We start from the raw sequence: 25,523 nt of genomic DNA on the forward strand, positions 1-25,523 counted from the left end.
GAGGGTGGACGAATGCGACGGATTTCGATAGCCCTGTCAGCGGCCTTGGTCCTGGTGGCCACGGTCTTCACCGCTCCAACGGCAATGGCCTCCGGCGAGTTCTCGGTCTGGAATTACCAGAACGGCGCCCGCTGCGACTTCTACGGCAACGCACCGTCCCTCGGACAGTGCACGAACACCAATTACCTGTACCACAACAACGGCAATCCCTGCTCTGGCTGTGACCACATCAAGCTCTACTGGGGACGCGACTACACCGGCGCCTACCGCTGCATCCCGCCGGGTGAGATCGCGGGTGAGTACGCCCAGCCCGGCCTGACCTTCAACCGAGTCGGCGAGAAGAGCGGGTCCTCCGGCCTCAACCAGACCATCTGGCGCAACGCGGCCTCGGCCAAGTGGTCGGGTCCCTGCTGACGCGACAAACCTGAGGTGGGCCGGGTCGCCCCGGCCCACCTTTGTCAGTTCAGCTTCAATCGGAGTACGTCGAGGCCGGCGAGGTAGCCGGTGGACGCCGCGTTCTTGCCTGTCACCGTCATGGTCAGGCGGTGTTTGCCCTGGGTGAGCGCGAGTGTGCCCGTCATCGGCGGCGCGATGACGACCCGGCCGGGCTCGTAACCGTCGAACGGCGTGCCGAAGGGCTTGCCGTCGATCGCCAGTTCGGCGATGCCGTAGTCGGGCGCCTTGGTCAGCACGGCCCCGATGTCGTACGTCCCGGTCGCCGGTACGTCGAACTCGACCTCGATCTTGTCGCCCGCGCTGTCCGCCCGGAACCACAGGTGCTGGTTGTTCGACCAGATCACGCCACAACAGTTGCCCTGGGCCTCGACCGGCGCGTCCGCACTGATTGCCGGAAGCAACCACTCGGCCTCGATCAACGCCGTCGTACCCGAAGTCGCCGACGCTGCCGGGGACAACGCACTGCGATGACCTGCGCCATCAACCGCGCGCACCCGGTAATGCCAGGTCTCACGCAACCCCAGGCCGCTGTGCCGGAAGGCCGGGACCGGAGTCTTGCCGACCAACGTCCCGAGCTCGGCCGGGTTGCGTGAGGCATAGACCTCATACGTCGCGACGCCAACGTTGTCGCGGCTGTCGGACCAGCTCACGGTGTTCTCGTTCGTCTCGCCGCCAACGGCCCGGACCGTTTCGACCGCCGTCGGACTCGTACGGTCCTGGAACGGCGCCACTCGGGAGACCACGTCGTACGACGAAGCCGTCCACGCAGGCGCTCCTTGGACAGCCTTGAGTTCGACCTTCAGCCGGGACTTGCCTGCCGTGAGGGATGCCGGCAAGTCGTACGAGTCCTCCAGCCAACGGGACGTCGTGTTGCCCAAAGGCTGGAGCCATCGGCCTGCTGGTTGACCGTCGACTCGTACATCAACCGCCTGCCACGGCTTGGCCTGGTCGCCGAGGCGGTTCAGCCGTACGCCGCGGTTCTGACGGTCGATCGTGACGTTGAGGTCTACCGGCTGCGATGACACTGGCCTTGTTACCGGCAGACCGTCGAAGTCACCTTCGTACGTGCTGGTGAGGGCCGGGCCTTCAAGTTGCACGTGGTCGGTTTGCTTCAGTTGGTAGCCGGTCTGCCCGTACCAATAGGCCGTCGAACTGTAATCCGCGAGCTTGTCCGAGGCCGGCCCGTGCTCGATCCCGAAGCGCAGGCTCGACGAGAAGCCGATGGCGTCGCCGACGAGTAGACGGAAGGCGCCGGTGCAGTCGTACCGGCAGCCGTCGCCATCGGTCTCGTAGGCGGGATTGCCCGCGGTAGGCATGTTGTAGGTGATGCCGTCGCGGAAGTACCAGCCGGACTCGTAGAAGTCCTCCGTGCCGGTGCCGTGCCAGGCGGGCGAGAGGGCTCCGTCGACGTACACGCGTTCGTCACCCTCGAGGTACTCCCGCCGGTTCCCGCCCGGGATCAACCCGCGCATGCTGTGCGTCACGCCGTAGAAGACGCCAGTGCCTTGCGTATCGAGGAACAGCCAGTCCTGCCCGTTGACGGTCTGACCGCTGTGCGAGGTCGCGTGGAAATGGCCCGCTTTGACGCTCCGGCTGGGTGCGCTCGTCACTGCCGCGAGGCCTTGTGTGACTGGCGTTGGGCCGGTGTTGACCAACTCGACCTTGGCGGAATAGGCGAACGGCATCGGCCACCAGGCGGTATACCAGCCGTCCGGACTGGCGTCGATCGACGAGAACAGCGTGCGGGTGTCGTACTCCCCGATACCCGAACCGAAGAACTCGCCGAGTGGGGAATCGACCGTCGTCTGGCCGTCGAAGGTGATCCGCAGCCGCAGGTTCGTCAACAGGGCGTCGGACGCGGCCAGCGCGGCCGGATCGACCTGGTAGCGCTGCGTGCGAAGACCTTGCCAGGACTGCTGGTCGATCTTGTAGCCGTGGGCCAGCTCTTCACCAGGATGTGCTGGTCCAACGTCCATCACGTCCGTGCGGATCCACTGGCCGTCGATCTTGCTCTGTACGTCGTAGCGGAACTCGTTCACGTCGAGGTCCGACTCGTCGAAAACGTTGCTAACGGCAAGTTTCGACTTGCCGCGAGTCAACTCGACAGGAAGCTCCAGCGTCTGGTCGGCCCAGCGGCCGGCCGGTTGCGCGGCACCACTGGACCACTCACCGGCGGGTTGGCCGTCGATCAGCAGGCGGCTTCGCTGGTTGCCGATCATCGGGTCGAACCGCTTGGTCAGCCGCACGCCGTCGTTGCCCGGAGCAACGGCGACCGTGAAACTCGAACCACCCTTGAAGGCTCGCCCGTCGTCCACCACGCGAGGCGATCGGACCAGTTGCGGCAGCTTGAACCGCACCTCGGTCAGCTGGGCGGGACCGTTGACGCGCGCAACCGTCGTCGTACCACCTGGTTTGACCGCGAGCGGGGCCTGCCGCCGGATGGCTCCCGGATCGGCGGGCTTTGGATCCGCGAGGCCGAAGCGGCGTAGTTTTTCAATCACGTCGAGCGCCTGGTCGGCAGGGTTGAACGTTCGAATCCCTACAGAATCGGGGAAGGCGCGATACGAAACGTGGTAGAAGAGCGGGTTGTGCTGGACGGTGATGCGCATGCTGTCGCGGTACGGCATCGGCACCTTGAGTACGACACCACCAGCGGTGTCATCACCGTTCGCGACCAGCGGCCAGACGTACGGCGCACCGAGTTTGCCGGTGACGACGTCTTGGGCCTTCGCGTCCAGCACGGTCTTGCCGTCGAGCTCGATCCGGATCCATCCGGTGTCGGTGACATCACCACCACCGGTCGGCCCGAACCGGGTGAACCAGATCGACTGGACCTCCCCGGCACCGGCCGCCTCGGCGATCACGCAGCCGGCGTCACTCGTCCGCAGGCAGGAGTACTGGCCGTCGAAGCCGTCGTTGTTACCGCCGGAGCGGTCGAAGCTGGAGAACTGGCGGGACTGCTCGCCGGACCGGGATTCGCCGGTCCGGTCGAGCTGGCGGTAGAGATCCCAACCGACCAACCGGTTGCTGTCAGCAACAGTTTCAACCGATGCGTTGGCCGGAACGGCGGGAATCAGTAACGCTAGAAGGGCAGGCAGAACTAAGCCTTTGAGCATGGCGGGCTCCTCAGGTCTATTTGTTCAGGGCTGTTTGAGGCCTTGCGGTCAGCCGGTCGGGTTCTCCTCGGCGTAGATCGACGCGGCGTTGCTCTTGTCGATCAGCCGGGTGGTCAGGGTCTGCGAACGCTCGATGGTGCCGCAGTCGACCAGCAGCTTCTTGGCCGCGGCGATCGCTTCCTTACCGTTGGTCGGATAGGTGAAGGTGGCAGTCAAACGGCCCTGTTCGACGGCCTTGATACCACCGGACGGGATCGGCAACGCATCGATGCCGATGAACTTCATCTCCTTCTCGCGACCGACCGCCTTCGCCGCCAGGTAGGCGCCTTCGGCCATCGGGTCGTTGTGCGCGTAGACCACGTCGATCTTCGGATTGGCCTTCAGCAACGCGTCCATCTGCGCCTGGCCCTTCTCCCGCAGCCAGTCGCCACTCGCGGTCGCGACGACCTTCACCTTGGGATTGGCCTTGATCCCAGCAGCGAAGCCCTGGTTGCGCTCGGCCTGCGGGGTGGCGCCGGCCAGGCCCTTGAGCTCGACCACGTTGCCGCCGTTCGGTAGCACCTTCTCGGCGACGTACTTGCCGGCCTCGGTGCCGATCTCCACGTTGTCGCCGCCGATGAACCCTGTGTAGGCATCGCCCTCGACCTTGCGGTCCAGCACGATCACCGGGATGCCCTTGTCGAAGGCCTTCTTCACCACCGCCGTGAGCGGTTTGGCCTCGTTCGGGCTGATGAGCAGCAGGTCGATCTGCTGGGTGATGTAGTTCTCGACATCCGCGACCTGCTTGGCGTTGTCCTGCGCAGCGTCGGCGAACTTCACCTCGAACTGCGGCACCTCCTTGGCGGCGGCCGCGATGTCGTCGTCCATCCGCTGCCGGTACGGCTCGGCCTTGTTGGCCTGGCTCATCCCGATCACATACTTGCCGTCGTCCCCTTGGCAGGACTTGGAACCCTGCGCCTGTGGGGTTTCCGACGTGCGCTCGCTCGTGGTGCCGCAACCGGTGAGCACCAACGCGGCGACGGCCGCGACGGCGAGCGGGCTCTTCAGGTGTCGCATGGTCATGCCTTTCTGTCAGGAGGCGGGTCGCAGCCGTTGCAGCGCGGCCGCCGCGACGATGACGAGACCCTTGATCAACAGCTGGATGTTGGAGTCGATGTTGTTCAGGGCAAGGATGTTGTTCAGTACGCCGAGCAGCAGCGCGCCCGCCACCGTCCCGGCGACGGATCCGCGGCCGCCGGCCAGACTGGTGCCGCCGATCACCACGGCCGCGATCGCGTCCAGCTCGTAGCCGATACCGTCGTTCGGGCTGCCCTGGTTGAGCTGAACGGCGTGCACGATGCCGGCCAACGCCGCGAGCAGTCCGCAGATCGCGAAGACGGCGATCTTGACCCGGTTGACCGGTACGCCGGACAGCCGCGCGGCCTTCTCGTTGCCGCCGACGGCGTACAGATGCCGGGCGAAGGCGCTGACCCGCAGGAACACCACGGCCGCGATCGCCACCACGGCGAAGATCAGCACCGGGATCGGCACCAGCCCGCCGAACGTCCGCTCGCCCAGGATCGCGAACGACTCCGGCGCCTCGTTCGGCCCGTCGCCGTACGCGATCGCGACGCCCTGCCCGTCGGACCAGATCCGGGCCAGCCCGCGCGCTATCTGCAGACCGGCCAGCGTGACGATGAACGACTGGATGCCGATCATCGCGGTCGCCATCCCCTGCAGCGCGCCGAAGACCAGTCCGAGCAGCAGCACGAGCGCCACCGACGGCAGGAAACCCCAGTCACTTTCGACCATCAGCACGGCCGAACCGACCGCCGCGAGGCCGAGCATCGCGCCCACCGACAGGTCGATACCGCCGATCAGGATCACGAACGTCATACCGATCGCGATGATGCCGATCTCGGAGACGGCCCGGACGACGTTGGCCAGGTTGTCGGCGCTGAGGAAGAGGATCTCGCCGTTGCGCCGGGGCGAGAAGACGATCGCCGCGATGAACACCGCGAGCAGGCCGAACACGCTCTGGAAGCGGAACAGCACCTCCGTCCTGCTCTGGCGGGTTGTCTCGATCGTTGTGTCGGTCGTTGTTTGGGTCACCGCACTCCTTCAGCCTTGTCGAAAAGCGTGCCTTCGCCCATCGCCGCGGCGAGCAGATCGCCCTCACTCGCACCGGCCGTCGCGAACTCGGCCACGTTCCGCCCGTCTTTGAGTACGACGACCCGGTCGCAGACACCGATCAGCTCGGGCAGTTCCGACGACGCGAGCAGTACGCCGAGTCCCTGCGCGGCCAATTCGCCCAGCAGGCGGTAGATCTCGGCCTTGGCGCCAACGTCCACGCCGCGCGTCGGTTCGTCCAGGAGCAGCAAGCGCGGCCCGGTCAGCATCATCCGGCCGAACACCACCTTTTGCTGGTTGCCGCCCGAAAGCGTGCCGACTTCGTCCTGTAACCGGCCGAACTTGAGCCGCAGCCGGTCGGCCATCCGGATCGCGGCAGCCCGTTCCTTCCGCCGCGTAACCACGCCGGCCGTGCCGTAGGTCGGGAGGCTCGACACCACCGTGTTCGCGAGGATCGAGTGGAACAACACCAGCCCGGAGGCGCGTCGATCCTCCGGCACGAACCCGATGCCCTGCTTAAGCGCCTGCCGTGGACTACTCGGGCGAATCTCCTTACCCGCAAGGACGATCCGGCCCGCGACGGCACCACGCGGCGCAACGCCGTACAGCGTCTCGAGGAGTTCGGTACGACCCGCGCCGAGCAGTCCGGCCAGCCCGACGATCTCGCCCGCCTTCACGGTCAGGGAGATACCGGCTGGATCGCGACGGCCGGGGCGCGGACGGCGTGGCGTCAGCGCGAGGTCGTCGACGCGGAGCAGCTCGGCACCGGTCGGCGCGTCCGGCGTGGTGAACAACGTCTGCACCGGGCGTCCGACCATCGCCTCGACCACCTCGGCCGTACTGAGTTCGCGTGGGTCGAAGCTCGCCACGTTCCGGCCGTTGCGCAGCACGCTGGCCCGGTCGGCGATCTGCGCGATCTCCTCCATCCGATGCGAGATGTAGACGATGCCGACGCCGGCGCGACGCAATTCCCGGATCACCACGAAGAGACGTTCGACCTCGGACGTCGTGAGGGCCGACGTCGGCTCGTCCATCACCAGGACGCGCGCGTCGAGCGAGATGGCCTTCGCGATCGTGACGAGCTGTTGCTCACCAACGCGCAACTCGCCCACCGGACGGCCCGGATCGAGGTCGACCCCGCTGCGCGTCAGCAACGCCTTGGCCTCGCGATACATCCGGCGCCGGTCGACCGTACGCAGACTGGTCCGCAACTCCCGGCCGAGGAAGATGTTGTCCGCGACCGACAGACCAGGTACGAGGTCGAGCTCCTGGTGGATCATCGCGATCCCGGCTGTCTGCGCATCGGTCGGCCCGGCGAATCGGACCGGTTGACCGTCGACCTCGATATCGCCTTCGTAGTCGGTGATATCGCCGGACAGGATCCGCATCAACGTGCTCTTGCCCGCGCCGTTCTCTCCGAGCAGGGCGTGCACCTCCCCGGCGCCGAGCGTGAACCCGACGCCCTCACACGCACGCACGCCGCCGTACCGCTTGCCGATTCCGGCCATCCGGACCAGCACGGACTCCTCGGCCATGTCACCTCCGCGGCTGGGTCGAGTAATCGATTTCCCGGACGCTAGACCTGGCGCCGCCCAAGCGTCAACCCCCGAGCCACATCTTCGGGCCGCGAGTGGTCGGAAGATGAGGAACCACGCTAGGTCGCCCCGCCGGCACCTCCCACCCCTTCGAACCCAGTCGAATCCCCACCCGCCTTGACCGCGGGGAATCGCGGGTTGGGGTTGGGGGTTAGGCCTCGTTCAGCCAGGCGTTGACGGAGGCGTTGTGTTCGCCTAGGCGGGGTGGGGGGAGGTTGGTTTCGCGGGCGCCGGCGTAGGGGTGGTCGTCGAAGCGGAGGGGTGGGCCGGGGAGCTGGATCTTGCCGAGGGTCGGGTGGTCGACGTCGATCAGCAATCCCTGCGACCGGGTCTGCTCCCACTCGTACACCTCGGCGATGTCGCGCACCTTGCCCGCGGGAATGCCCGTCGCCGCGAGCCGGACCAACCAGTCGTCAGAGGGCTTCTCGGCGAAGGCGGTCTCGATCGCCTCGGTCAACGCGTCGCGGTTGGCGACCCGTACGGCGTTGGTGGCGAATCGCTCGTCGGCCGGATCCAGGCCCACGATCGGCGCGAACATCCGCCACTGGCCTTCGCTGCCGACTGCCACCTGGACGATGCCGTCTTGCGTCCGATAGAGGCCGTACGGCGCGATCTGCGCGTGGTGGTTGCCGACTCGGCCGGGCACCTCGCCGGCGACGGTCCACTTGGTGCCGTGGAAAGCGTGGACGCCGACGACCGAGGCCAGCAGGCTGGTTCGCACCACGCGGCCGCGGCCGCTGATGGACCGCTCGTGGATGGCGGCGAGCACGCCGTACGCGCCGTACATCCCGGCGAGCAGATCCGCGATCGGCACGCCCGTCTTCGTGGGTTCGGTCTCGCCGGTGATGCTCATCAGACCGCCTTCGCCCTGCGCGATCTGGTCGTACCCGGCGCGACCGCCCTCCGGCCCGTCATGCCCGAAACCGGTGATCGAGAGAATGACCAGCCCTGGGTTCAGCTCGTGCAGGGCGTCGACCGAGAAGCCGAGGCGGTCGAGCACACCGGGACGGAAGTTCTCCAGCAGTACGTCGGCCTTCCGGATCAACCTGGTCAGGAATTCCTTGCCCTCGGGCGATTTCAGGTCCGCCGTGACGGATTCCTTGTTCCGGTTGGCCGACAGGAAGTACGTCGACTCGCGCGCGTCCTCCGGCCCGGCGAAAGGTGGACCCCAGCCCCGGCTGTCGTCACCACCCTCAGGCGTCTCCACCTTGATCACCCGCGCACCGAGATCCCCCAGCATCATCGCGGCATGCGGCCCGGCCAGGGCCCTCGTAAGGTCAACAACCACCAGGTCCGAAAGAAGGTTCTGCACTCCCCCACCTTAGGTGGCGACCACCTGAGCCCTAGCGGTACGGCGGACCAGACCGGCCAGGCGTTGGGAGACGTCGCGCGGGCGTTCTTGCATGAGCATGTGGCCGGCCTTCGGGTACATCCAGAGGCGGGCGTTCGGCAGGAGTTCGGCCGTGCGGTTCGCGTGGCGTGGGGAGATGAGGCGATCCCGGGTGCCGTGCATGACCTCGATGGGCAGGTCAGCGAGGACCTTGGCCGCGTCCTCCCGGTTGTGCTGGGTGATCGCCTCGAAGAAGCCCGCCAGCGATCGCCCGGGCGTATCCGCCAGATCGGCCAGCAGGATGTCCACCTCGGCCGGATCCGGATTGACCCCGAACACCATCCGCTGCAACGCCGGCCGCTGCAACCTCGCCGCCAACGCAAACTCCCGCCACCGCGCCGCCAGCCTCGCCTTCCCAACAGACGACCCGGCCGAGGTCTGGGCCGCGAGCTTCCGGGCGCGACGCTCGATCCGCTGACCCGCGAGGTTCACCGCACGCGGCGCCACCACGGCCGCGGTCGAGTTGAACTGCCGCGGCAGCCCAAACGCCCGCTCCGAAAGACGCCCAGTCGACGTACTGATCAAAGCCGCCGCCGCAATCCGCTCACCGAACAGGTCGGGCCGCTGCTCAGCCAACGCCAGCAACGTCATCCCACCCATCGAATGCCCCGCATAAACCAGAGGCCCCGACGGCACCAACGTATCGAGCAAAGTCACCACGTCTTCGGCCAACTGCTCGATCCGCGTAGTCCCATCCGGCGCGGCCTCACTCTGCCCATGCCCACGGTGATCCCACGCGATCACCCGCACGTTCTCGGGCCCGAGCAACCGCGGCAGATCCGCCAACTGGTGATGCCAACTCCGGGTCGAACACGTCCACCCATGCGCCAGCAACACCGTCACCGCCGCCTCGGCACTCCCACTCTCCACCACCCGCAACCGCACCCCGTCCGCCGCCACCACAACCCGTTCATCGGGCCCTTGTGACGCGGCGTGTCGGGGTTCATCGGTCTCTTGTGACCATGCGTGCGTCATATCTTCCCCAGTTTCTCCGCGAGCTCGCCAAGACCGCCCTTACGCCTTTGCTGGTTGGTGCGCAGCCGTACGACGCGGTCCGCCACCGACGGTAGATGCCGCGCGATCGCCACCCCGAAGCCGGTCCCCCGCGTCGACGCCCGATTGCGCGGCGGGCGCTTCGCCCCGGCGACGGCCACGATCGTCCGAACCACCTGGTCAACCGTCTCGGCCGGCAGGAACAACCCAAGATCCACACCTCGCGCCAGTGACGCATCGTGAATCGGCGTCGGCACATACCCCGGGTAGATCACGCTCACGTCGATGAACCGCCCGTTCTCGAGCCGGAGTGCGTCCGCATACGTGTCGATCGCCCGCTTGGACACCAAGTACGACGTCGCGAGCGGAAGGTTCACGTACGCCAGACCGGACGATACGAAGATGACCCGGCCGCAGGCGCTGCGCAACTCGTCCAGCGCAGCGGCGGTGACACCCCAGCCCGCGAACAGGTTGACCTCGATCACCTTCCGGGCAACGGCGTCCGGGGCTTCCCCTGCGAGCCCCGGCACACCGATACCCGCGTTGTTGATCAGCAGGTCGAGCCCACCGAGCCGGCCGATCGCCTCCGCCACCGCGAGCCGGATCTGCTCGGGCTGGGTCAGGTCACACGCGATGACGTCCTCACCCTCGAGCAGGTCGAGCCCGACCACCTTCGCGCCATGGCCGCGGAGTTGCTCGGCTGTCGCGGCACCGAAGGCACCAGCGGCACCGGTGATCAGCACCCGCCTCCCGGCCAGGTCCCATTCGCCGGGTTTGCGGGCGCCCGCTCGGCCGGTCATGCGTTCTCCTTCTGACGAGCACTCTCGAGGGCTTCCACCCGGAGGCGTCCACCGCGGGCACCCCGGCCGATCAACCAGGCGATACCGGCGATCTCCAGTACGCCGACGACCGCGACCAGCGCGTACCCGGTGTTCCACATCCACGGCGGTACGTCGGTCCGCTCCTCCCGGCGCAGCACCTGCTGCTCATGCCCAAAGGTGCGAGTCGATCCGCTCACCGCGGCGATACCATCCTTGCCGATGGCAACATCAGCTGGCGCATAGACCCACATCGCGACCATCTCTCGCTGGCCGGTGTGCAGCCGAATCATCGACTTCCACTTGCCATACAAGGGCAACGGGCCTTCGGACCGATAGGTGCCCTCAGCAACTTCAACCATCCTGTAGATGTCGCGCCCACCGCCCTGCCAGGCCATCGCGTCGAACCAGCGCGCGTCGTCCGCCGCATCGGCCGGGTTCAACTCGACCGTGACGTACGCCGTAGGCTCGGCGCCAACCGCGACCGGCTCCAGCGTCATCGTCGCGCTCACGCCCTCGCCCCCGGTCCGCGGCACGCAGAAGAAGATCGCGGCCACCACCAACGCGAGACCAGCCGCACCCAACCGATGCGTCAACCGCAGCGGCGGCGTACGTCGTACATCTCCAGCCACCTCGGCCAGCCGGGTCGCGATCCAGGCGCCGATCAGGCCCGCGCCGATACCAGTGGCCAGACCGAAGCCGATTGCCGAGGGCAACAACGAGGACGGCCACGGAATCGGCATCCAGACCTGGCTCCAGCCGAACTCGGCCAGTACGCCGACCGTGCCGATCAACGCACCCGCGACCACGCCGAGGCGGAAGCGGTTCTTGTTGCCGAGGGCAAGCGCCACGATCTCGACGATCAACGCCTCCGCGAGCAGCAGCGGGAAATGCCCAAGGATCTCGCCGAGCGGCTGGTCGACCAGGAAGGCGATCAAGCCACGGACCGCGAGGTAGACCACCAGCGCGCCAAGCGCCGTACCCGGCCCGCGTCGCGAGCGCAGGATCGTGAAGGCCATCGCGGCACCGAAGACGATCAGAATCGGCTGCAAAATAAGGGGGAACTGCGGTACGCCGTAGTTGAACTCCGTGCTGAAGAGGTCCCACGCGATCAGCAGGGCGCCGACCGTGACGATCTCCTGCGCACGTCGACGGAGGTTCGTCCCGACGAGCTGCTCGACCTCCGCGAGCGCCAGCAACCGGGCGAAGATCGAGAAGATGACGCCGCCGATCATCAGCAGGTGGGTCGGCCCCCACAGCGTTACGTCCTCGCCGAACAAGCGGTGCCACATGTCGTCCATCGGGAAGCCGACGAGCGCGAACGTGCCGCAGAAGGTGACCAGCGCGGCACTGCACGGGATCCGCCAGCCCTTGGTGAGCTTGATCGTCCGGGCCGGCAGCGGTTTGCCCGCCAGCGCGATCGGCAGCACGCCGGCCACGATCACCCCGAGGATGCCGAAGAAGATCGGGTAATGCGCGGGCGTGCCGAACGGGCCGGTATCGCGACCCTTGTCGATGTGCACGGCGATGTCCCACCAGACGCCGAAAGCGGCGGCGAGCAACGACGCGGTGTGCAGGTACGGCGAGAGTGCGGCCCAGCGCGGTACGCCGTCGACACGCCCGACGAAGCCGGCGAATCTGCCGACCACCGTCTCGTGTCCGGTCCGCTCCCGCCACAGCAGTACGGCGAGCGACAGATAGACCAGGGAGACGAACCCGGTCACGATCGCCACCTGGTCGAACGAGGCGGTACCGGTCGAGGCCGCCAAGGGCATCGTCATCGGGTTTCTCCCTCTAGTTTGGATGCTACACAGTTGATGTTACATACGATATGTAACGTGTAGTCTGGGACACTGTCAAGGTGGGAGGACATATGCCGGGCCCGGCCGAAGAACTGACCGTCGACCAGCTCGCCGCCAAGGTGGGTATGACCGTGCGGAACGTGCGCGCGTATGCGGGTCGAGGTCTGATCGGACCGCCCCGGCTGGTCGGGCGGACGGGCTACTACGGCCCCGATCACATCGCCCGGCTGACGCTGGTCCGCGAGCTGCTGGCCAAGGGCTACACGCTGGCCGCGGTCGAGCGGATGATGAGCGAGATGCCCGACGGCGAGATCGCGCTGGGCGTCTTCGAAACCCTGATCACCCCGTGGTCGCCGACTCCGCCCGAGGTCATCACCGAGGAGCAGCTGGCCGAGCGCGCGGGCGTTCCGCACGACCCGGACACCATCGCCAAGCTGATCGAGCTGGGGATCGCCGAGCGCCTCGACGACCGGCAATTGCGAATCCCGAACCCGGATCTGCTCCGCGCCGGTCTCGACGTGATCAAACTCGGCGTACCGCTCGAGGCCATCTTCGTGCTGCTGCCGAAGCTGTTCGAGCACAGCAACGCGATCGCCAAGGTGTACGTCGAACTCTTCCGCAGCACGGTCTGGCGGCAGTTCGCCGACGCCGGCATGCCATCCGAGGGATGGCCGGAGATCCAGCGCACCCTGGAGAACATCATCCCGCTCGCCGGTCAGGCCCTGGTCGCGTCCTTCCGCGAGGCGATGGGCCGCGAGATCGAGGCCGTCGCCTACGAGGAGTTCGGCCTCGACCCGACCGCGCTGTCCTCGGCCGGCTGATTCACAGGCCGCGAGCCTAGGTCTTCGTTCCATTCGTCATCCCACTCCTCGTCGGGTGCGGCGGCGTCCGAGCGCCGGGCGATCCGGATGAACGCGGCGATCAGCAGCAACGGCCCGAGCACCATCGCCAATTCGGGAATCCCGCCCATATGCAGCGCGATCATGAGCCCGCCACCAAGGCGATCCCGCCCGCGGTGAACGCGACCATTGCCGCCAGCATCGGGTACTGCGCCCGCCGCAACTGCCGCCGCGCGAACAACGCCGTCGCCCGGTCGTGCGCCGCGATGACGCCGAGCACGTGACCGAGCACGATCGCCCCGATCTGCACCGCCGCGATGAACGTCGTCCCGATCACGGCGTAGTCGATCCCGTGATCCCCCAGTCCGAGCAGATTCCACCCGCGGCTGAACGGATCACCCGCGAGCAGCACACCCTCCTGCCCCTGGAAGACCGCGAACGAGAAGTAGTGCGCCACGGCATACCCGATGGCGATCGGCACTAGCGAATGCGCGAACGCCCCCGGCAAACCCGCCTCGCCGATCATGCCCGGCCGGATCCGCGCCGCACCCGTCGATCGGGCCGCGACCAGGAAGACGATCGAAACCACGGCCACACTGACGATCAACCCGAGTGTGTACGTCACGACGTGCGAGTAGTTGCCGACGGCACGCGTCCAGATCGACCACCGGCTTACGCCATCGAAGGCCGTTGACCCGAGCAACAAACAGACCAGGGCAACCAAACCCGTTGCCTGGGGCATCGACGCGAGACCGGCGAGCGGGTTGCGCAGTACCAGCCGACCGTCGACCCGGCCCCACGGACTGAGTCGCGCGAGCGTTTCGGCGTACACCTCGAAGCTGTCCCCCACCGCGAACCACCCTGCGCCGAAGACGACGCCCGCCACGACATTCACCACGCCGTACGACGTGAGGAAGATCGCGACGACCAGTGGTTCGGAAGCGGCCGGGTAGCAAAGCTCGAGCCAGAGGAATACGGCCAGTACGGCGACCGCCGGCCAATAGGCGTACCGCTTCGGCAAGATCGCGAAGCCCTCGGGCCTTCGGAGCAACACGCGGACCAACCCGGCCAAGGTGCACAACGGATTCGCGAGGCGCCAAACCGGGCCGAAGAGCAGTGAGAGCGGGATGATCCCGACCCAGATCCACACGTACAACCAGGTCGGCGCCGGATTGAGCGCGGCCGACGTACTCCCGAACCAGGCCGCGCCCACCAGTACGGCGAACGCCGCCAGCCCGAGTCCTCGCAACGCCCAGCGGGTGACGCGCGCATCGACCAGTGCCGTGAGCCTCGGCAGCGGCAATCCGCGTGCGCCCTCGAAACGCGGGCGCGACCAGAAGGCCGCGAGCGCGAAGAACGAGACGGCCACCGCGGCGGAGGCGGCGTAGATGCCGAGCCACAGCGGAACCGGCAGGTCACCCCGCCCTCCGATGCCGTGTAAGGCGATCACGCGGACTCCGATCAGCCTCGGGATGTATCCGACCGATCGAATGTAACACGGTGAATGTCACATAGGAAGTGACTGGTAATCCGCCGGATCGAAGCGCTTGGTTAGCGACCGGAACTTGAAGGTGAACGACGGCCAGAGCGTGGTGTTGCGGCCCTTGGAGTCGAGGTACCAGCTGACGCAACCGCCGCGGGTCCAGATCGTGTTCTTCATCGAGGACCGCACGCCATCGACGAATTCGCGCTGCACCTCGGGCTTGACGTCCACCTCGGCCAGACCGGCCTGGTCCATCGTCTTGATCGCGTCGAGCACATACGCGACCTGCGACTCGATCATGTAGACCATCGAGCTGTGCCCGAGGCCGGTGTTGGGCCCGACCAGCAGGAAGAAGTTCGGGAAGCCGGAGATCGTCGTACCGAGGTAGGCCTCCATCCCGTCGGCCCAGCGCTCGCGCAGACTCTGGCCGTCGCGACCGTGCAGCATGTCCATCACCGGCAGGTCGGTGACGCGGAAGCCCGTGCCGTAGATGATCGTGTCGACCTCATGCTTGGTGCCGTCCTCCGTGATCACGCCCATCGGGGTGACCTCGCGGATCGCGTCGGTGACGACCTCGACGTTGGGCTGAGCCAGAGCCGGGTAGTAGTCGTCCGAGATCAGGATTCGCTTGCAGCCGAGGGTGAAGTCGGGGGTGAGCTTGGCCCGCAGCTTCGGATCGCGGATCTGGGCGGCGAGGTGCTTCTCGGCGATCTTCTGGCCTTGCCGCATCAATGCGGGCGCCTTCGTGAACCCAAGCACCAGGGCCTCGCGCGACCAGTAGATACCACCGCGAACAGCCTTCTGCGCAAGGGGAAAGCGCCGGAAGACCGCCTTCTCGGCCTTGCTGATCTTGCGGTCCGGCCGCGGCATGATCCACGGCGGCGTGCGCTGGAAGAGGTGCAGTTCCTCGACGTCCGGCTGGATCGCGGGCACGAACTGGATCGCCGAAGCGCCCGTCCCGATCACCGCGACCTTCCGGCCGCTGAGGTCCTGCGAGTGGTCCCACACGGCCGAGTGGAAGACCGCGCCCTCGAAGGTCTCGATCCCGGGCAGCTTCGGGTACGACGGCTCGGCCAGCCCGCCCATCCCGGAGACCAGCACGTCGGCGGTCAGCACGCCGCGCGAGGTGGTGACGCGCCAGACTCGCTTGCCCTCGTCCCAGTCGGCCGACTCGACCGCATGCCCGAAGCGGATGTGCGGGCGAACACCGAAGTCGTCGGTCACCTTCTGCAGGTACGCCTCGATCTCGGGCTGAGGGGAGAACGTCGACGACCAGTCCGGGTTCGGCGCGAACGAGAAGCTGTAGAGGTGCGAAGGCACGTCACACCGGCAGCCCGGGTAGGTGTTGTCCCGCCAGGTGCCGCCGACCTCCTCGGCCCGCTCGAGCACCACGAAGTCGTGGTAGCCGGCCTCCTTCAGGCGCACGGCCATCCCGATCCCGGCAAAGCCCGTACCGGCCACGATCACGCGGTGATGAGTGCTGCTCATGCGGTCCTCCAGGGCTTGGTTCGCTCGGGACTTGAGTGAACTTACTCCGAGTAAGTTACCGGGAGTCAGTTAGACTTCGCAAGTGACCTCGACCACCTCTGCACCTGCGGCTCCCCGACGACGCGATCGGGCGGCCAGGGAGCGGGAGATCCTCGACGCGGCCGAGCGGATCTTCGGCGAACGCGGCTACCAGGGCACCTCGATGGACCACGTCGCGGCCGCCGCGGGCGTCTCCAAACCGCTCGTGTACCAGTACTACGGCTCCAAGGACGGCCTCTTCCTCGCGACGTTGTCCCGCCTGCGCGCGCAGTTGCTGGACTACGTCTCCGACTCGATCCTGGCGGCGCCGGATACCGAGAAGGCGATGTACGCCGGGTTGGTGGGCTGGTTCACGTTCCTTGATGAGCATCCGCGCGCGTGGGCGGTGATGGTCGACGAGGGCATGCTGACGACCGGGCCCGCCGCCGAGGCCGCCGACGCGGTCCGCACCGACTTCGTCAACCTCATCGCGACGATGATCCGGCTCAACCAGCCGGCCGAATCGCCGTACGACGACGAAGAGGTCCAGATCGTCGCCCAATCCATCTCCGGCGCCACCGAACGCCTAGCCATCTGGCGAACCCGCTCCGGCGGCGGCCCCACCCCCGAAAAGGTCGCCACCACCCTAATGAGCCTTCTCTGGGTAGGCCTCGACTCCCTCCAGTCGGGCCACACCTGGCCATAACGCCCCGCACCACGGCGGCTGATGCCGTGAGCACCGCCACCGCGCCAGCACCACCGCGGTTGATGATGTGCGTGCCGCTACTGCGCCGGCCAGCAAGGCGCATCATTAGGCGGGTGCCGCCACCGCGCCGGCCACTAAGGGCGGATCATGATGAAGGTGGTGCCACTGCACGGCGGCGATTGGGCGCAATACAGGGCCATTTTGGATCCCAAGCCTTCAAAGATCCGGATGCTGATGTTGCGACGATTGGGCGCATCTCGCGCCCCATCCGTTCAAAGCCTTCCCTATAAGTCACGCCCACCCTGCTGGGAGTAGGGGCGCGAGATGCGCCCAATCGTCGCCGTGCAGTGACGGCACCTTCACCGGTTGGCCGCCCATTGGCGCCTGGAGTGGCGCCGTGCGCTGTGCGGGGGTGTGATGGGATCGGGGTGTGACGGAGAAGCCTCGGGTGCCGGCGGCGGGGCTGGTGTTGGGTGGGGTGGTTTCTGTTCAGTTCGGCGGGGCCTTGGCGGCGAAGCTGATTCAGGATATTGGGCCCGCCGGTACTGTCACCATGCGGTTGTTGCTGGCTGTTCCTATCTTGTTGCTGATCGCCAGGCCAGGACTGCGAGGGCGGACCAAGAAGGATCTACTCGCAGTTGTTGCCTTCGGCATCGTCCTTGGATTGATGAACCTCTCCTTCTATCTGAGCCTCGAACGGCTCCCCCTCGGCGTCGCCGTCACGATCGAGTTCATCGGCCCCCTCGGCCTGGCCGCCGCGATGTCCCGGCGGCGGCGCGACCTGATCGCCGTCGCGGCGGCAGCGGCGGGCGTCGTACTGGTCAACGGCCATGACCTCTCCAAAGTCGACTGGATCGGCGTAGGTTTCGCCGCTTTGGCCGGCGTCTTCTGGGCCGGCTACATCCTCCTCAGCGCCGAAACCGGCCGACGATTCGCCCAACTAGACGGCCTGGCACTAGCAATGGTCGTCAGCAGCCTCATCACCGCGCCGATCGGCGTAGCCACAGCCGGTGCCGACCTCCTGCACTGGCACCACCTAGCCCTAGGCGCAGCGATCGCCATACTGTCCTCGGTCCTCCCCTACTCGCTCGAGACCCTGGCCCTACGACGCATGAACCCGGCCGTCTTCGGCATCCTCATGAGCCTCGAACCAGCCGTCGGCGCGCTAGCCGGCCTGCTAGTCCTAAGCCAACGCCTGAGCGCCGTACAGATCGCGGGCATGGTCTGCGTAGTCGCCGCCTCGATCACCGTCACCCGAACCCCGCGTTCGGAACAGCGCGACCTCTGACGACCGACGGGCATAGGCTGGACGGCAGGACCGGAAAACAGCCGGAGGGGCCGCTATGTCCGTCGAGACCTTCAGTACCGCATCACGCGTCGCCGGGAAGGGCGAAGGGGTGACGCTCGAGGAGCTGCAACTCGCCGCGCGTAATCACGGCATGCCGCTGGAGGCCATGCGGTACGACGTGACGCCGGCCGGGCTGCACTACGTCCTGGTGCACTACGACATCCCCGCGGCGGATGCCCCGAACTGGCAGCTCGAGCTAACTGGTTGCGTCGAGCAACCATTGTCGATCGGTCTGACCGAGTTGAAGGCGATGAACCGGCAGATCGTCCGGGTCACCCTCGAATGCGCGGGCAACGGCCGTGCGCGGCAAGACCCGCGGCCGGTCAGCCAGCCCTGGCTCGTGGAAGCCGTCGGCACGGCCGAATGGACCGGGGTGCCGTTGACGGTGCTGCTCGAACACGCCGGTGTACGACCCGATGGCGTCGACGTCGTATTCACGGGTGCGGACCACGGGTTCGAGCGCGGTGTGGAGCAGGATTACCAGCGCGGGCTTTCCCTGACCGAGGCGATGGAAGTTGGTGCGCTCGTCGCCTGGGAGATGAACGGCGAACCGCTGCCGCCTCAGCACGGCTTCCCGCTGCGACTGGTCGTGCCGGGGTGGTATGGGATGGCCAGCGTGAAGTGGTTGCGCTCGATCGAGGTCATCGACCACGAGTTCACCGGCTTCCAGAACGCGGTCGCGTACCGCCTGCGGAGTAGTGCGGACGATCCCGGCGTGCCGGTGACCCGGATCGAGCCGCGCGCGTTGCTGATCCCGCCTGGTCATCCTGATTTCATGAGCCGGGCGCGGATCCTCAAGACCGGGGCGGTTGTACTTCGCGGGCGTGCGTGGTCGGGCTGGGCGCCGGTGGATCTGGTCGAGGTCAGCGTCGATGGTGGGGCCAGTTGGCGGGAAGCTGAACTAGATGCCGAGGGCAATGACCTTGCCTGGCGCGGATTCAGCGTGGAGTGGGATGCGACGCCGGGTGAGTATGAGCTCACGGCCCGCGCTCGGGATGAGAGTGGGCGGGTTCAACCGCTGCAGGCGGCCTGGAATCGTGGGGGTTTCGCCAACAACAGCGCGCATCGGATTCCGGTTGTTGTGATCGACTGAACCCGCGTGTCGAGTGGCGGTTCCGCGCATCGAAAGTTCCATGATGGGGATAGGTGCAACGCACGATTTCTCACATGGGACGCGGGCGATGAACTCCTTGGACACTGACCAGGCAATTGGCATTCACCTGCACGCAAGGGTGTTTCGGCGGCCGGAGGGTCCGCCGGGGAGCGTCTGGTACGTCGATGTCGACGACCTCGACGATCCACAACCAGACGACCCGTACTGGTACGGCTACTTCTGCTCCCAACGCGCCGCCATAGACGCCGCCTGCGAACGAATAGCCGCAGCCCAGGCCAACCGCCTACACCGCCTAAGCGAGTCCCTACGCCTAACGGGCTAACCAACGCCAACACCGGCACCACTAGCCCGATGGGCACCACCTAAGCGCTGCGTGCTTAGGGGATGCGAATCGGACTGGTGGTTATTCCGGTTCGTTGTGGTGGTGGCCGCCTATGCGGTAGGGGGTGGTGAAGCCTGTGTAGGCGAGGTGGGTCATTAGGCCTTGTTTGGCGTGGGGGAGGTTGTGGCAGTGGTCCATCCAGATGCCGGGGTTGTCGGCTACGAAGGCGATTTCGTAGGACTCGTCGTCGCCGACCTCCAACGTGTCGGTCCACCAGGGGCTGCCGGATGACGGCACGCCGTTGCGGCTCAGCACCACCGCGTGATGGCCATGCAAGTGCATCGGATGCGCCTGACCGCTCTTGTTGGTGATGCGCATGCGGACCACGTCGCCCTCGCTCACCATGTACATCGGCACGTCAGGCATCAACTTCCCGTTGATCGTCCACCACAACCCGGGCTTACCGTCCAGGAACCCAGCCCTCCGCCCAATCCGGTACTCGAACCGCCGATCCGCCTCGTCCGGCTTGAACCCGATCGGCCCAGCCTTGCCATACGACAGCAAATCCACGTTCTCCGCCGACATCCCCACCACCGGCCCACTGGAACCACTCGGCCCAATCAGCAGGGACGTCGCGGCACCACCCGCATCCAGCCGCATACCCTCCGCAGGCACCACCGCCTCCAGGTCGACCCGGCCGCCGGCAGGCAGGAGATACCCCGCGCCCTTGACGTCCGAAGGCCCGCGCAACTCCCGCCCATCCACGGCCACCACGCGGTACGTCGTACCAGCCAGACCGATCCGGATGACGGCGTTATCCGTGTTCACCACGCGGACCCTTACCGTCGTACCGGCCGCAAGGTCATGCCGGGATTGCCCGATATGCCCGTTGATACTGCGCCTCTCGTCGTACGTATGGATCGCGGCAACCACATCCCGTACTGGCTGTGCCCCGTCGATCACGATGGTGCCGAACAACCCATCGCGGACCTGCTCGCTGGACACCTGATGCGAGTGATACCAGTACGTCCCAGCGTCGACGGCCCGGAACCGATAGGTATGACGCTTGCCAACGGCAACGGAATCCTGAGTCACTCCCGCCACACCATCTTCGGCATTCGGTACGTCGATCCCGTGCCAGTGCAGGGTCGCGCCTTCGGTCACCGACTCGTTGACCAGCGTGACCTGGACCAGATCCCCAACACGAGCGCGAAGAGCCGGCCCCGGCGAGGTCCCGTTCAGCGTGAATCCGTCGATGACCTGACCGCTCGCCAGCGTGATCTTCCCCTTGCGAGCCGTCACCGTCACGTCCACATCAGGCTTACCGGCCGGCCCTCGCAAGTCCGCGACGCTGACACCACCAACGCCATGACCTGCAGCATGATCGTGGGCAGGCCCGCCACCATTGTCGGCGTACCCCATCTCCATGGCGGAGTAGTCGTCCGGCACCAAGCTGGTCGCCCACAGATAGGCCAGCGGCGCGAGCACCGCGAGAGCCATTCCGAGAGCGACCAGCCCGCGCCGACGCTTCCGCCGACTTGCCTCAGCCACTGGTCGAGAGGACTGGGGGCGTACTAGCGCGCTTAGCCGCCATACTCGCCACTCCGGCGATCGCCAACCCGTTGATCCCATGCAGGATGCCAAGGGCAGGCGCGCCCGAGGCGAGCACCGCGAGCGTGATCTGGAGTACGACCAACCCGAAGACGATCCCGGCGAGCTTGCGCCCACCCGGTACGTCGGCGAAGAACGACACCACCAGCAGTGCGAGCACCACCACGGCCAGGATGTTGCCGTTCATCGCATGGATCGACTGTCCGAGATTGCTATACGACGAGTCGACCGTGACGCCGTCGCGGGCATCACTGTTCAGCATGAACCCGTCGAGCCCGATCGCCGCCACCTGGATCACGACCCCGAGCGTGACCAGCATGGCCAGCACCCGGTACGCCGCCCTCACGCGCTTCGGCCTTGCATGCCGCGCTGCTTCTTACGCTGCGCGAAGATCACCGCGCCGATGATCAGCACCAGGAACAACGGCACCGGCGGATGGCCGCCCACGACGGCACACGCGATCGACGCCAGCAAGGCGAACCCGACCAACGCCGCGATCACCGGCACCGGCAGACCCTTTCGGCCAGGACCGGCCCAGCTCCCCAGACCCCGCTGCTTACCGGAGCGCTCGTCCTGAGGCGCGGTCCAAGGCGCGCCAGGCGGCGGCCACGGAATACCACCCCAGGATGACTGCTCCGGCAGATCGGTGAACAACGCCTTCAGATCGGCCTCGGTCTTCGCCTTCAAGGCCTCGCCCACCCGCTCGGTGTGCTCCTCCGCGGTCAGCCGCCCGGCCTCGTAGTGCTCGCCGAGCCGCCGGACCGCCTCCTCCCGCTCCTGATCCCCAACCCGGACCCCGTCCGGGCGGTCGTTCTCGTTCCCGCTCATGACTCTCCCCTAGATCGTCGTCGAACTGACTACGACGATCGTGTCCCGCGCACCCCCTGCGGCGCGTCGCCCAGGCGGCGGCACCTCGCCTACTCCCCAGGGAGTACACGCACGCTCAGGAGGAGGCGGCCGAGAGGATCTGGTTGACGTCATTGTTGGCCTCGATCAGGTCTTTCGGGTCGGTCTCGAACGCCATCACAGAGTCCATCGCAGGCTTCATGACCGACGACACGTCAGCCGCGTTGGGATTGGCCGGGTAGGCGAAGGTCGCACCCGCGCTGACCGGCTCGAGGAAGGGCGTGATGTCCCAGCCGTCGGCCGCGAAGGCCTGCTGGGCCGCGGGCATGCAGGCGGTCACGGCCGGGAAGACCACGGCGGCCTTCGCGACGATGTCCTGCGCCTCCTTCGAACCGAGGAAGCTCACCCAGGCCCACGCGGCGTCCTTGCGATTGGTCCCGGCCCAGATCGTGTCGGCCAGACCGTTCATCATCGACATCCGCTTGCCGTTCGGGCCTTGCGGCAACCGGGCCAGCTTGGTCTTGACCCGGCCCAGGCCCGCGTAGGTGCCGAGCATCCAGGACCCGTTCGGCGTGATCGCGTACTTGCCGGCGCCGAAGGCCTCGGTGATCCCCACGCCTGACTTGGCCTGCGCGAGGGTCGGCATGTAGCCCTTGGTGATGAGACCGCGGTACCACCCGATCGTCTCGGTGAATTTCGGATCGCCGTAGAAGAACTTCGTCCCCCACGGTTCACCCTCGCTGTAGGTCCAGCCGTTCGTTGCGGCGTACCAGCTCCAGCTGGTCTGGCCGTCCGAGTCGCCGCCATCGCTGAAGCCGAGACCGAAGACCTTGATGTTGTTCTTGTCGAAGCCCGGTTGATCCCCGCGCCGGCCTTTGCTGTCCACGGTGAGCCGCCGGACGATCTGCTCGAACGTCCCGCCATCAGCCGGGTTCCACGTCATCGAGTTGATCTGGTCGGCGCTGATGCCCGCGTCGGCGGTCATCGCGCTGTTGTAGAAGTACGCCTCGGTGTCCCAGTCCTTCGGCAGGCCGTAGCGCTTGCCATCGTCGCCGATCCAGCGCTCGGCCAGACCCTTCTGGTAGATCCCGAGGTCGAGTACGTCGCGCTCGACCAACTCGTCGATCGACAGCAGTTGGTCCTTCGCGGCGAACAGCGGATACCGCGCGGAGTGCGAGGTGAAGACGTCCGGCGCGGTGCCGGAGATGAAGCCGGTGACCAGGTTCGACCAGTAGTCGTTCCAGCCGAACTGCTCGACCTTGACCGAGTACTGCGGATGCTTACGCTGGAAGGCCTTCGCGCACTCGACGTACATCGGCAGTTGCGCCGAGTCCCAGAGCCAGTACGACACCTCGCCCGGTGGACGGTTCGCGACCCCGTTGTTGCATCCGGCAACGGCCGCGGCGGCCAGACCGGCGGCCCCGGCAAGGAATGAACGACGTGAGATGGACATCTCGAACCTCACTTGATCCCGGAGAAACCGATGGAGTTGGTGATCCGCTTCGCGAACGCGAGGAACAGGATCAGGATCGGCAGCGCGGCCACCAGCGTCGCCGCCATCAGCCCGGCCCAGTCCGGCGAGCCCTGCGGCGTCTGCGACCGGAAGATGCCGAGGGCAACGGTCAGCACGCGCACGTTCTCCTGCTGCCCGACCAGCAACGGCCAGAAGTAGTCGTTCCACGAGGTGATGTACGTCAGGATCGCGAGCGTGGTGATCGGCGCCGCGCTCATCGGCAGGATCATCTGGAAGAAGATCCGGGGATGGCCGGCGCCGTCGATCATCGCGGCCTCCTCCAGCTCCCGGTTGATCGTGATGAAGAACTGGCGCAGGAAGAAGATCGCGAACGGCGTCATGAACGCACTCGGCAGGATGATGCCGGCAAAACTGTTCAGCAGGCCGAGGTTCTTGATCAGTACGAAGTTCGGCAAGGTGCTGAAGATCGGCGGCACCATCAACGCCGCCAGGAACAACGCGAACACCTTGTCCCGGCCGGGCCAGCGCAACCGGGCGAAGGCGTACGCCGCCATCGCGCTGAAGAAGACCTGGCAGAACGTCGTGACGGTTGCCACGACCAACGAGTTCCGCAGGTACAGCCAGAAGTTGACCGAGGCGCCGCTACCACCTTGGGCCTGCGCCTCCTCGACCGAGGCCAGACCGAGCACTCGTCTGAACGCGCCGAGCGTAGTCTCGACCGGCAGCAGCGAACCGGGGTCGCCGACCAGCGCCACGTTGTTCGACAGCGCCGTACGCAACATCCAGTAGAAGGGGAAGATCGTCACCAGCATCAGCAGGACAAGCATGGTCCACGCGACCACCCGGCCCGGGTTGATCCGTTCTCTCATCGGTAGTCCGGCGCGGAAATCCCGTCCTCGAGGGCGGGGATTAGACGCCGGTCCCTCCCTTCAGAAAATTGTCGGTGGCGGTCGCCACAATTGGTGGCGTGTCCAGGTACCGGCTTGTCCCGACCCCCGCGCAGGAGACTGCGCTGCTGGGGCACTGCGGCCATGCCCGGTACGTGTGGAACCTCGGACTCGAACAGCGACTGATGTGGCGACCAGGACGGCCACCCACCCCCGGATACAATGCACAGTGCTCGCAGCTGACCGAAGCCCGCGCCGCGGAGCCGTGGCTGGCGGCCGGGTCGCAAACGGTGCAACAGCAAGCATTGCGCGACCTCGACCAAGCCTGGCGAAACTTCTTTGGCGGTACTCACTCCAGGCCGCCGTGGCGCAGGGCCGGCCGACGCGAGGGGTTCCGGATCGTAGGGCCACAGGCCCAGCGGGTCGAACGGTTGAACCGTAAATGGGGCCGGGTGCTGGTGCCGAAAGCCGGCTGGATCAAGTTCCGCTGGTCGCGACAGGTGCCGGATGCAAAGTCGTACCGGATCACCCGCGACCGGGTGGGGCGGTGGCACATCGCCTTCGCCGCCATCCCCGACCCGGTACCGGCACCCGGAAGCGGTGAGGCCGTCGGAGTCGACCGCGGTGTCGCTGTGTCGGCGGCCCTGTCCACCGGCGAACTGCTCGCATGCCCCGGACTGCGCGGCCCCGAAAAGACCCGGCTGAAGCAGCTGCAACAGCAGCTCGCGCGGTGCAGACGCGGATCGAACCGGCGCACCCGGATAAAGATAGCCATCGCCCGACTGCTGGCCCGCGAAACCGATCGGCGCAAGGACTGGGTCGAGAAGATCTCCACCTATATCGCTGGGCGGTTCGACCTGATCCGGGTCGAGGACCTGAAGATCCGCAACATGACCCGCTCCGCACGCGGCACCGTCGAGCAGCCGGGCCGCAACGTCCGGGCCAAAGCGGGATTGAACCGGGGCATCCTCGCTCAGCATGCTGATGTGAATGCAGCCAGGAACATCGCGGCCGGACGGGCCGTGACCGCACGCCGAGGCACGAGGTCTGTGCCGTTGAAGCGTGAACCACATCTCGCTACCTCCGCGTAGTGGGATGAAATCCCCCG

22 protein-coding genes are annotated in these 25,523 nt (G+C 66.7%); 6 read left to right on the forward strand and 16 right to left on the reverse strand.

Annotated features, from left to right (window positions below):
• The first annotated feature begins 12 nt into the window (after positions 1 to 12).
• Positions 13 to 414 (forward strand): hypothetical protein, encoded by a 402-nt coding sequence (locus tag OG394_RS17090; protein WP_328996362.1) that lies wholly within the window; start codon positions 13 to 15, stop codon positions 412 to 414.
• Between the two features lie 44 nt (positions 415 to 458).
• Here the strand turns inward: OG394_RS17090 and OG394_RS17095 are convergent, their stop codons facing one another.
• The 8 genes from OG394_RS17095 to OG394_RS17130 all read right to left on the reverse strand — a co-directional run bounded on the left by OG394_RS17095 (position 459) and on the right by OG394_RS17130 (position 12,258).
• Positions 459 to 3,572 (reverse strand): DUF2961 domain-containing protein, encoded by a 3,114-nt coding sequence (locus tag OG394_RS17095; RefSeq protein ID WP_328996363.1) that lies wholly within the window; start codon positions 3,570 to 3,572, stop codon positions 459 to 461.
• Between the two features lie 48 nt (positions 3,573 to 3,620).
• Entirely contained in the window at positions 3,621 to 4,628 is a 1,008-nt protein-coding gene (locus OG394_RS17100) for a substrate-binding domain-containing protein (RefSeq protein WP_328996364.1), read from the reverse strand.
• A 15-nt stretch (positions 4,629 to 4,643) separates the two neighbouring features.
• Positions 4,644 to 5,663 carry an ABC transporter permease gene (locus OG394_RS17105; RefSeq protein ID WP_328996365.1) on the reverse strand — a complete coding sequence of 340 codons (1,020 nt, stop codon included), beginning with the start codon at positions 5,661 to 5,663 and terminating at the stop codon, positions 4,644 to 4,646.
• Positions 5,660 to 7,216, reverse strand: a complete 1,557-nt coding sequence (locus OG394_RS17110) for a sugar ABC transporter ATP-binding protein (RefSeq protein WP_328996366.1) — start codon at positions 7,214 to 7,216, stop codon at positions 5,660 to 5,662. The genes OG394_RS17105 and OG394_RS17110 overlap by 4 nt, the downstream gene beginning before the upstream one ends.
• Positions 7,217 to 7,427: 211 nt before the next feature.
• On the reverse strand, positions 7,428 to 8,588 hold the full coding sequence (locus OG394_RS17115; RefSeq protein ID WP_328996367.1) for a CaiB/BaiF CoA transferase family protein: 1,161 nt from the start codon (positions 8,586 to 8,588) through the stop codon (positions 7,428 to 7,430).
• Positions 8,589 to 8,597: 9 nt separating this feature from the next.
• Complete coding sequence (locus OG394_RS17120) at positions 8,598 to 9,569, reverse strand: alpha/beta fold hydrolase (protein ID WP_328996368.1); 972 nt, start codon at positions 9,567 to 9,569, stop codon at positions 8,598 to 8,600.
• A gap of 68 nt (positions 9,570 to 9,637) precedes the next feature.
• Positions 9,638 to 10,459, reverse strand: coding sequence for an SDR family NAD(P)-dependent oxidoreductase (locus tag OG394_RS17125; protein ID WP_328996369.1), 822 nt, complete (start codon positions 10,457 to 10,459; stop codon positions 9,638 to 9,640).
• On the reverse strand, positions 10,456 to 12,258 hold the full coding sequence (locus OG394_RS17130; RefSeq protein ID WP_328996370.1) for a hypothetical protein: 1,803 nt from the start codon (positions 12,256 to 12,258) through the stop codon (positions 10,456 to 10,458). Before OG394_RS17130 ends, OG394_RS17125 begins: the two co-directional genes overlap by 4 nt.
• An 80-nt stretch (positions 12,259 to 12,338) precedes the next feature.
• On the opposite strand from OG394_RS17130, the gene OG394_RS17135 reads away from it, so the two are divergent.
• The gene (locus tag OG394_RS17135) at positions 12,339 to 13,100 is read left to right on the forward strand and encodes a MerR family transcriptional regulator (RefSeq protein WP_328996371.1); all 762 of its coding nucleotides are present in this window, start codon (positions 12,339 to 12,341) and stop codon (positions 13,098 to 13,100) included.
• On the opposite strand, the gene OG394_RS17140 is transcribed toward OG394_RS17135, so the two are convergent.
• Genes OG394_RS17140 through OG394_RS17150 form a run of 3 tightly spaced genes read right to left on the reverse strand, consistent with a single transcriptional unit; the run spans position 13,052 to position 16,089 of the window.
• Positions 13,052 to 13,264: a hypothetical protein gene (locus OG394_RS17140; RefSeq protein WP_328996372.1), complete on the reverse strand. Its 213-nt coding sequence runs from the start codon at positions 13,262 to 13,264 to the stop codon at positions 13,052 to 13,054. The genes OG394_RS17135 and OG394_RS17140 overlap by 49 nt on opposite strands.
• Positions 13,261 to 14,568 (reverse strand): hypothetical protein, encoded by a 1,308-nt coding sequence (locus tag OG394_RS17145; protein ID WP_328996373.1) that lies wholly within the window; start codon positions 14,566 to 14,568, stop codon positions 13,261 to 13,263. The genes OG394_RS17140 and OG394_RS17145 overlap by 4 nt, the downstream gene beginning before the upstream one ends.
• A gap of 57 nt (positions 14,569 to 14,625) precedes the next feature.
• On the reverse strand, positions 14,626 to 16,089 hold the full coding sequence (locus OG394_RS17150) for a flavin-containing monooxygenase (RefSeq protein WP_328996374.1): 1,464 nt from the start codon (positions 16,087 to 16,089) through the stop codon (positions 14,626 to 14,628).
• Positions 16,090 to 16,171: 82 nt separating this feature from the next.
• On the opposite strand from OG394_RS17150, the gene OG394_RS17155 reads away from it, so the two are divergent.
• The 3 genes from OG394_RS17155 to OG394_RS17165 all read left to right on the forward strand — a co-directional run bounded on the left by OG394_RS17155 (position 16,172) and on the right by OG394_RS17165 (position 19,254).
• Complete coding sequence (locus OG394_RS17155) at positions 16,172 to 16,813, forward strand: TetR/AcrR family transcriptional regulator (protein ID WP_328996375.1); 642 nt, start codon at positions 16,172 to 16,174, stop codon at positions 16,811 to 16,813.
• 553 nt (positions 16,814 to 17,366) lie between these two features.
• Positions 17,367 to 18,101 (forward strand): EamA family transporter, encoded by a 735-nt coding sequence (locus OG394_RS17160; protein ID WP_328996376.1) that lies wholly within the window; start codon positions 17,367 to 17,369, stop codon positions 18,099 to 18,101.
• A gap of 55 nt (positions 18,102 to 18,156) precedes the next feature.
• Complete coding sequence (locus OG394_RS17165) at positions 18,157 to 19,254, forward strand: sulfite oxidase (protein ID WP_328996377.1); 1,098 nt, start codon at positions 18,157 to 18,159, stop codon at positions 19,252 to 19,254.
• 424 nt (positions 19,255 to 19,678) lie between these two features.
• On the opposite strand, the gene OG394_RS17170 is transcribed toward OG394_RS17165, so the two are convergent.
• From OG394_RS17170 to OG394_RS17190, 5 genes are all read right to left on the reverse strand, one after another.
• Positions 19,679 to 21,148 (reverse strand): multicopper oxidase family protein, encoded by a 1,470-nt coding sequence (locus OG394_RS17170; protein WP_328996378.1) that lies wholly within the window; start codon positions 21,146 to 21,148, stop codon positions 19,679 to 19,681.
• Entirely contained in the window at positions 21,141 to 21,554 is a 414-nt protein-coding gene (locus OG394_RS17175; RefSeq protein WP_328996379.1) for a hypothetical protein, read from the reverse strand. Before OG394_RS17175 ends, OG394_RS17170 begins: the two co-directional genes overlap by 8 nt.
• Complete coding sequence (locus OG394_RS17180) at positions 21,551 to 22,036, reverse strand: DUF1707 SHOCT-like domain-containing protein (protein WP_328996380.1); 486 nt, start codon at positions 22,034 to 22,036, stop codon at positions 21,551 to 21,553. Before OG394_RS17180 ends, OG394_RS17175 begins: the two co-directional genes overlap by 4 nt.
• Positions 22,037 to 22,151: 115 nt before the next feature.
• Complete coding sequence (locus OG394_RS17185) at positions 22,152 to 23,507, reverse strand: ABC transporter substrate-binding protein (RefSeq protein ID WP_328996381.1); 1,356 nt, start codon at positions 23,505 to 23,507, stop codon at positions 22,152 to 22,154.
• An 8-nt stretch (positions 23,508 to 23,515) separates the two neighbouring features.
• A complete protein-coding gene (locus tag OG394_RS17190; protein WP_328996382.1) occupies positions 23,516 to 24,397 on the reverse strand; it encodes a carbohydrate ABC transporter permease in 882 nt (293 codons plus the stop codon).
• A 74-nt stretch (positions 24,398 to 24,471) separates the two neighbouring features.
• Between OG394_RS17190 and OG394_RS17195 the strand changes: the two genes are divergently transcribed.
• Positions 24,472 to 25,506, forward strand: a complete 1,035-nt coding sequence (locus OG394_RS17195; protein ID WP_328996383.1) for an RNA-guided endonuclease InsQ/TnpB family protein — start codon at positions 24,472 to 24,474, stop codon at positions 25,504 to 25,506.
• Positions 25,507 to 25,523: the final 17 nt, after the last annotated feature.

The sequence above is a fragment of the Kribbella sp. NBC_01245 genome, assembly GCF_036226525.1.
Lineage (GTDB): Bacteria > Actinomycetota > Actinomycetes > Propionibacteriales > Kribbellaceae > Kribbella.

Coding starts and splice junctions, on each gene's coding strand:
- OG394_RS17090 (WP_328996362.1), top strand. CDS start 13: ATGCGACGGATTTCGATAGCCCTGTCAGCGGCCTTGGTCCTGGTGGCC.
- OG394_RS17095 (WP_328996363.1), bottom strand. CDS start 3,572: ATGCTCAAAGGCTTAGTTCTGCCTGCCCTTCTAGCGTTACTGATTCCC.
- OG394_RS17100 (WP_328996364.1), bottom strand. CDS start 4,628: ATGCGACACCTGAAGAGCCCGCTCGCCGTCGCGGCCGTCGCCGCGTTG.
- OG394_RS17110 (WP_328996366.1), bottom strand. CDS start 7,216: ATGGCCGAGGAGTCCGTGCTGGTCCGGATGGCCGGAATCGGCAAGCGG.
- OG394_RS17125 (WP_328996369.1), bottom strand. CDS start 10,459: ATGACCGGCCGAGCGGGCGCCCGCAAACCCGGCGAATGGGACCTGGCC.
- OG394_RS17130 (WP_328996370.1), bottom strand. CDS start 12,258: ATGACGATGCCCTTGGCGGCCTCGACCGGTACCGCCTCGTTCGACCAG.
- OG394_RS17140 (WP_328996372.1), bottom strand. CDS start 13,264: ATGATCGCGCTGCATATGGGCGGGATTCCCGAATTGGCGATGGTGCTC.
- OG394_RS17150 (WP_328996374.1), bottom strand. CDS start 16,089: ATGAGCAGCACTCATCACCGCGTGATCGTGGCCGGTACGGGCTTTGCC.
- OG394_RS17160 (WP_328996376.1), top strand. CDS start 17,367: ATGCGGTTGTTGCTGGCTGTTCCTATCTTGTTGCTGATCGCCAGGCCA.
- OG394_RS17165 (WP_328996377.1), top strand. CDS start 18,157: ATGTCCGTCGAGACCTTCAGTACCGCATCACGCGTCGCCGGGAAGGGC.
- OG394_RS17180 (WP_328996380.1), bottom strand. CDS start 22,036: ATGAGCGGGAACGAGAACGACCGCCCGGACGGGGTCCGGGTTGGGGAT.
- OG394_RS17185 (WP_328996381.1), bottom strand. CDS start 23,507: ATGTCCATCTCACGTCGTTCATTCCTTGCCGGGGCCGCCGGTCTGGCC.
- OG394_RS17190 (WP_328996382.1), bottom strand. CDS start 24,397: ATGAGAGAACGGATCAACCCGGGCCGGGTGGTCGCGTGGACCATGCTT.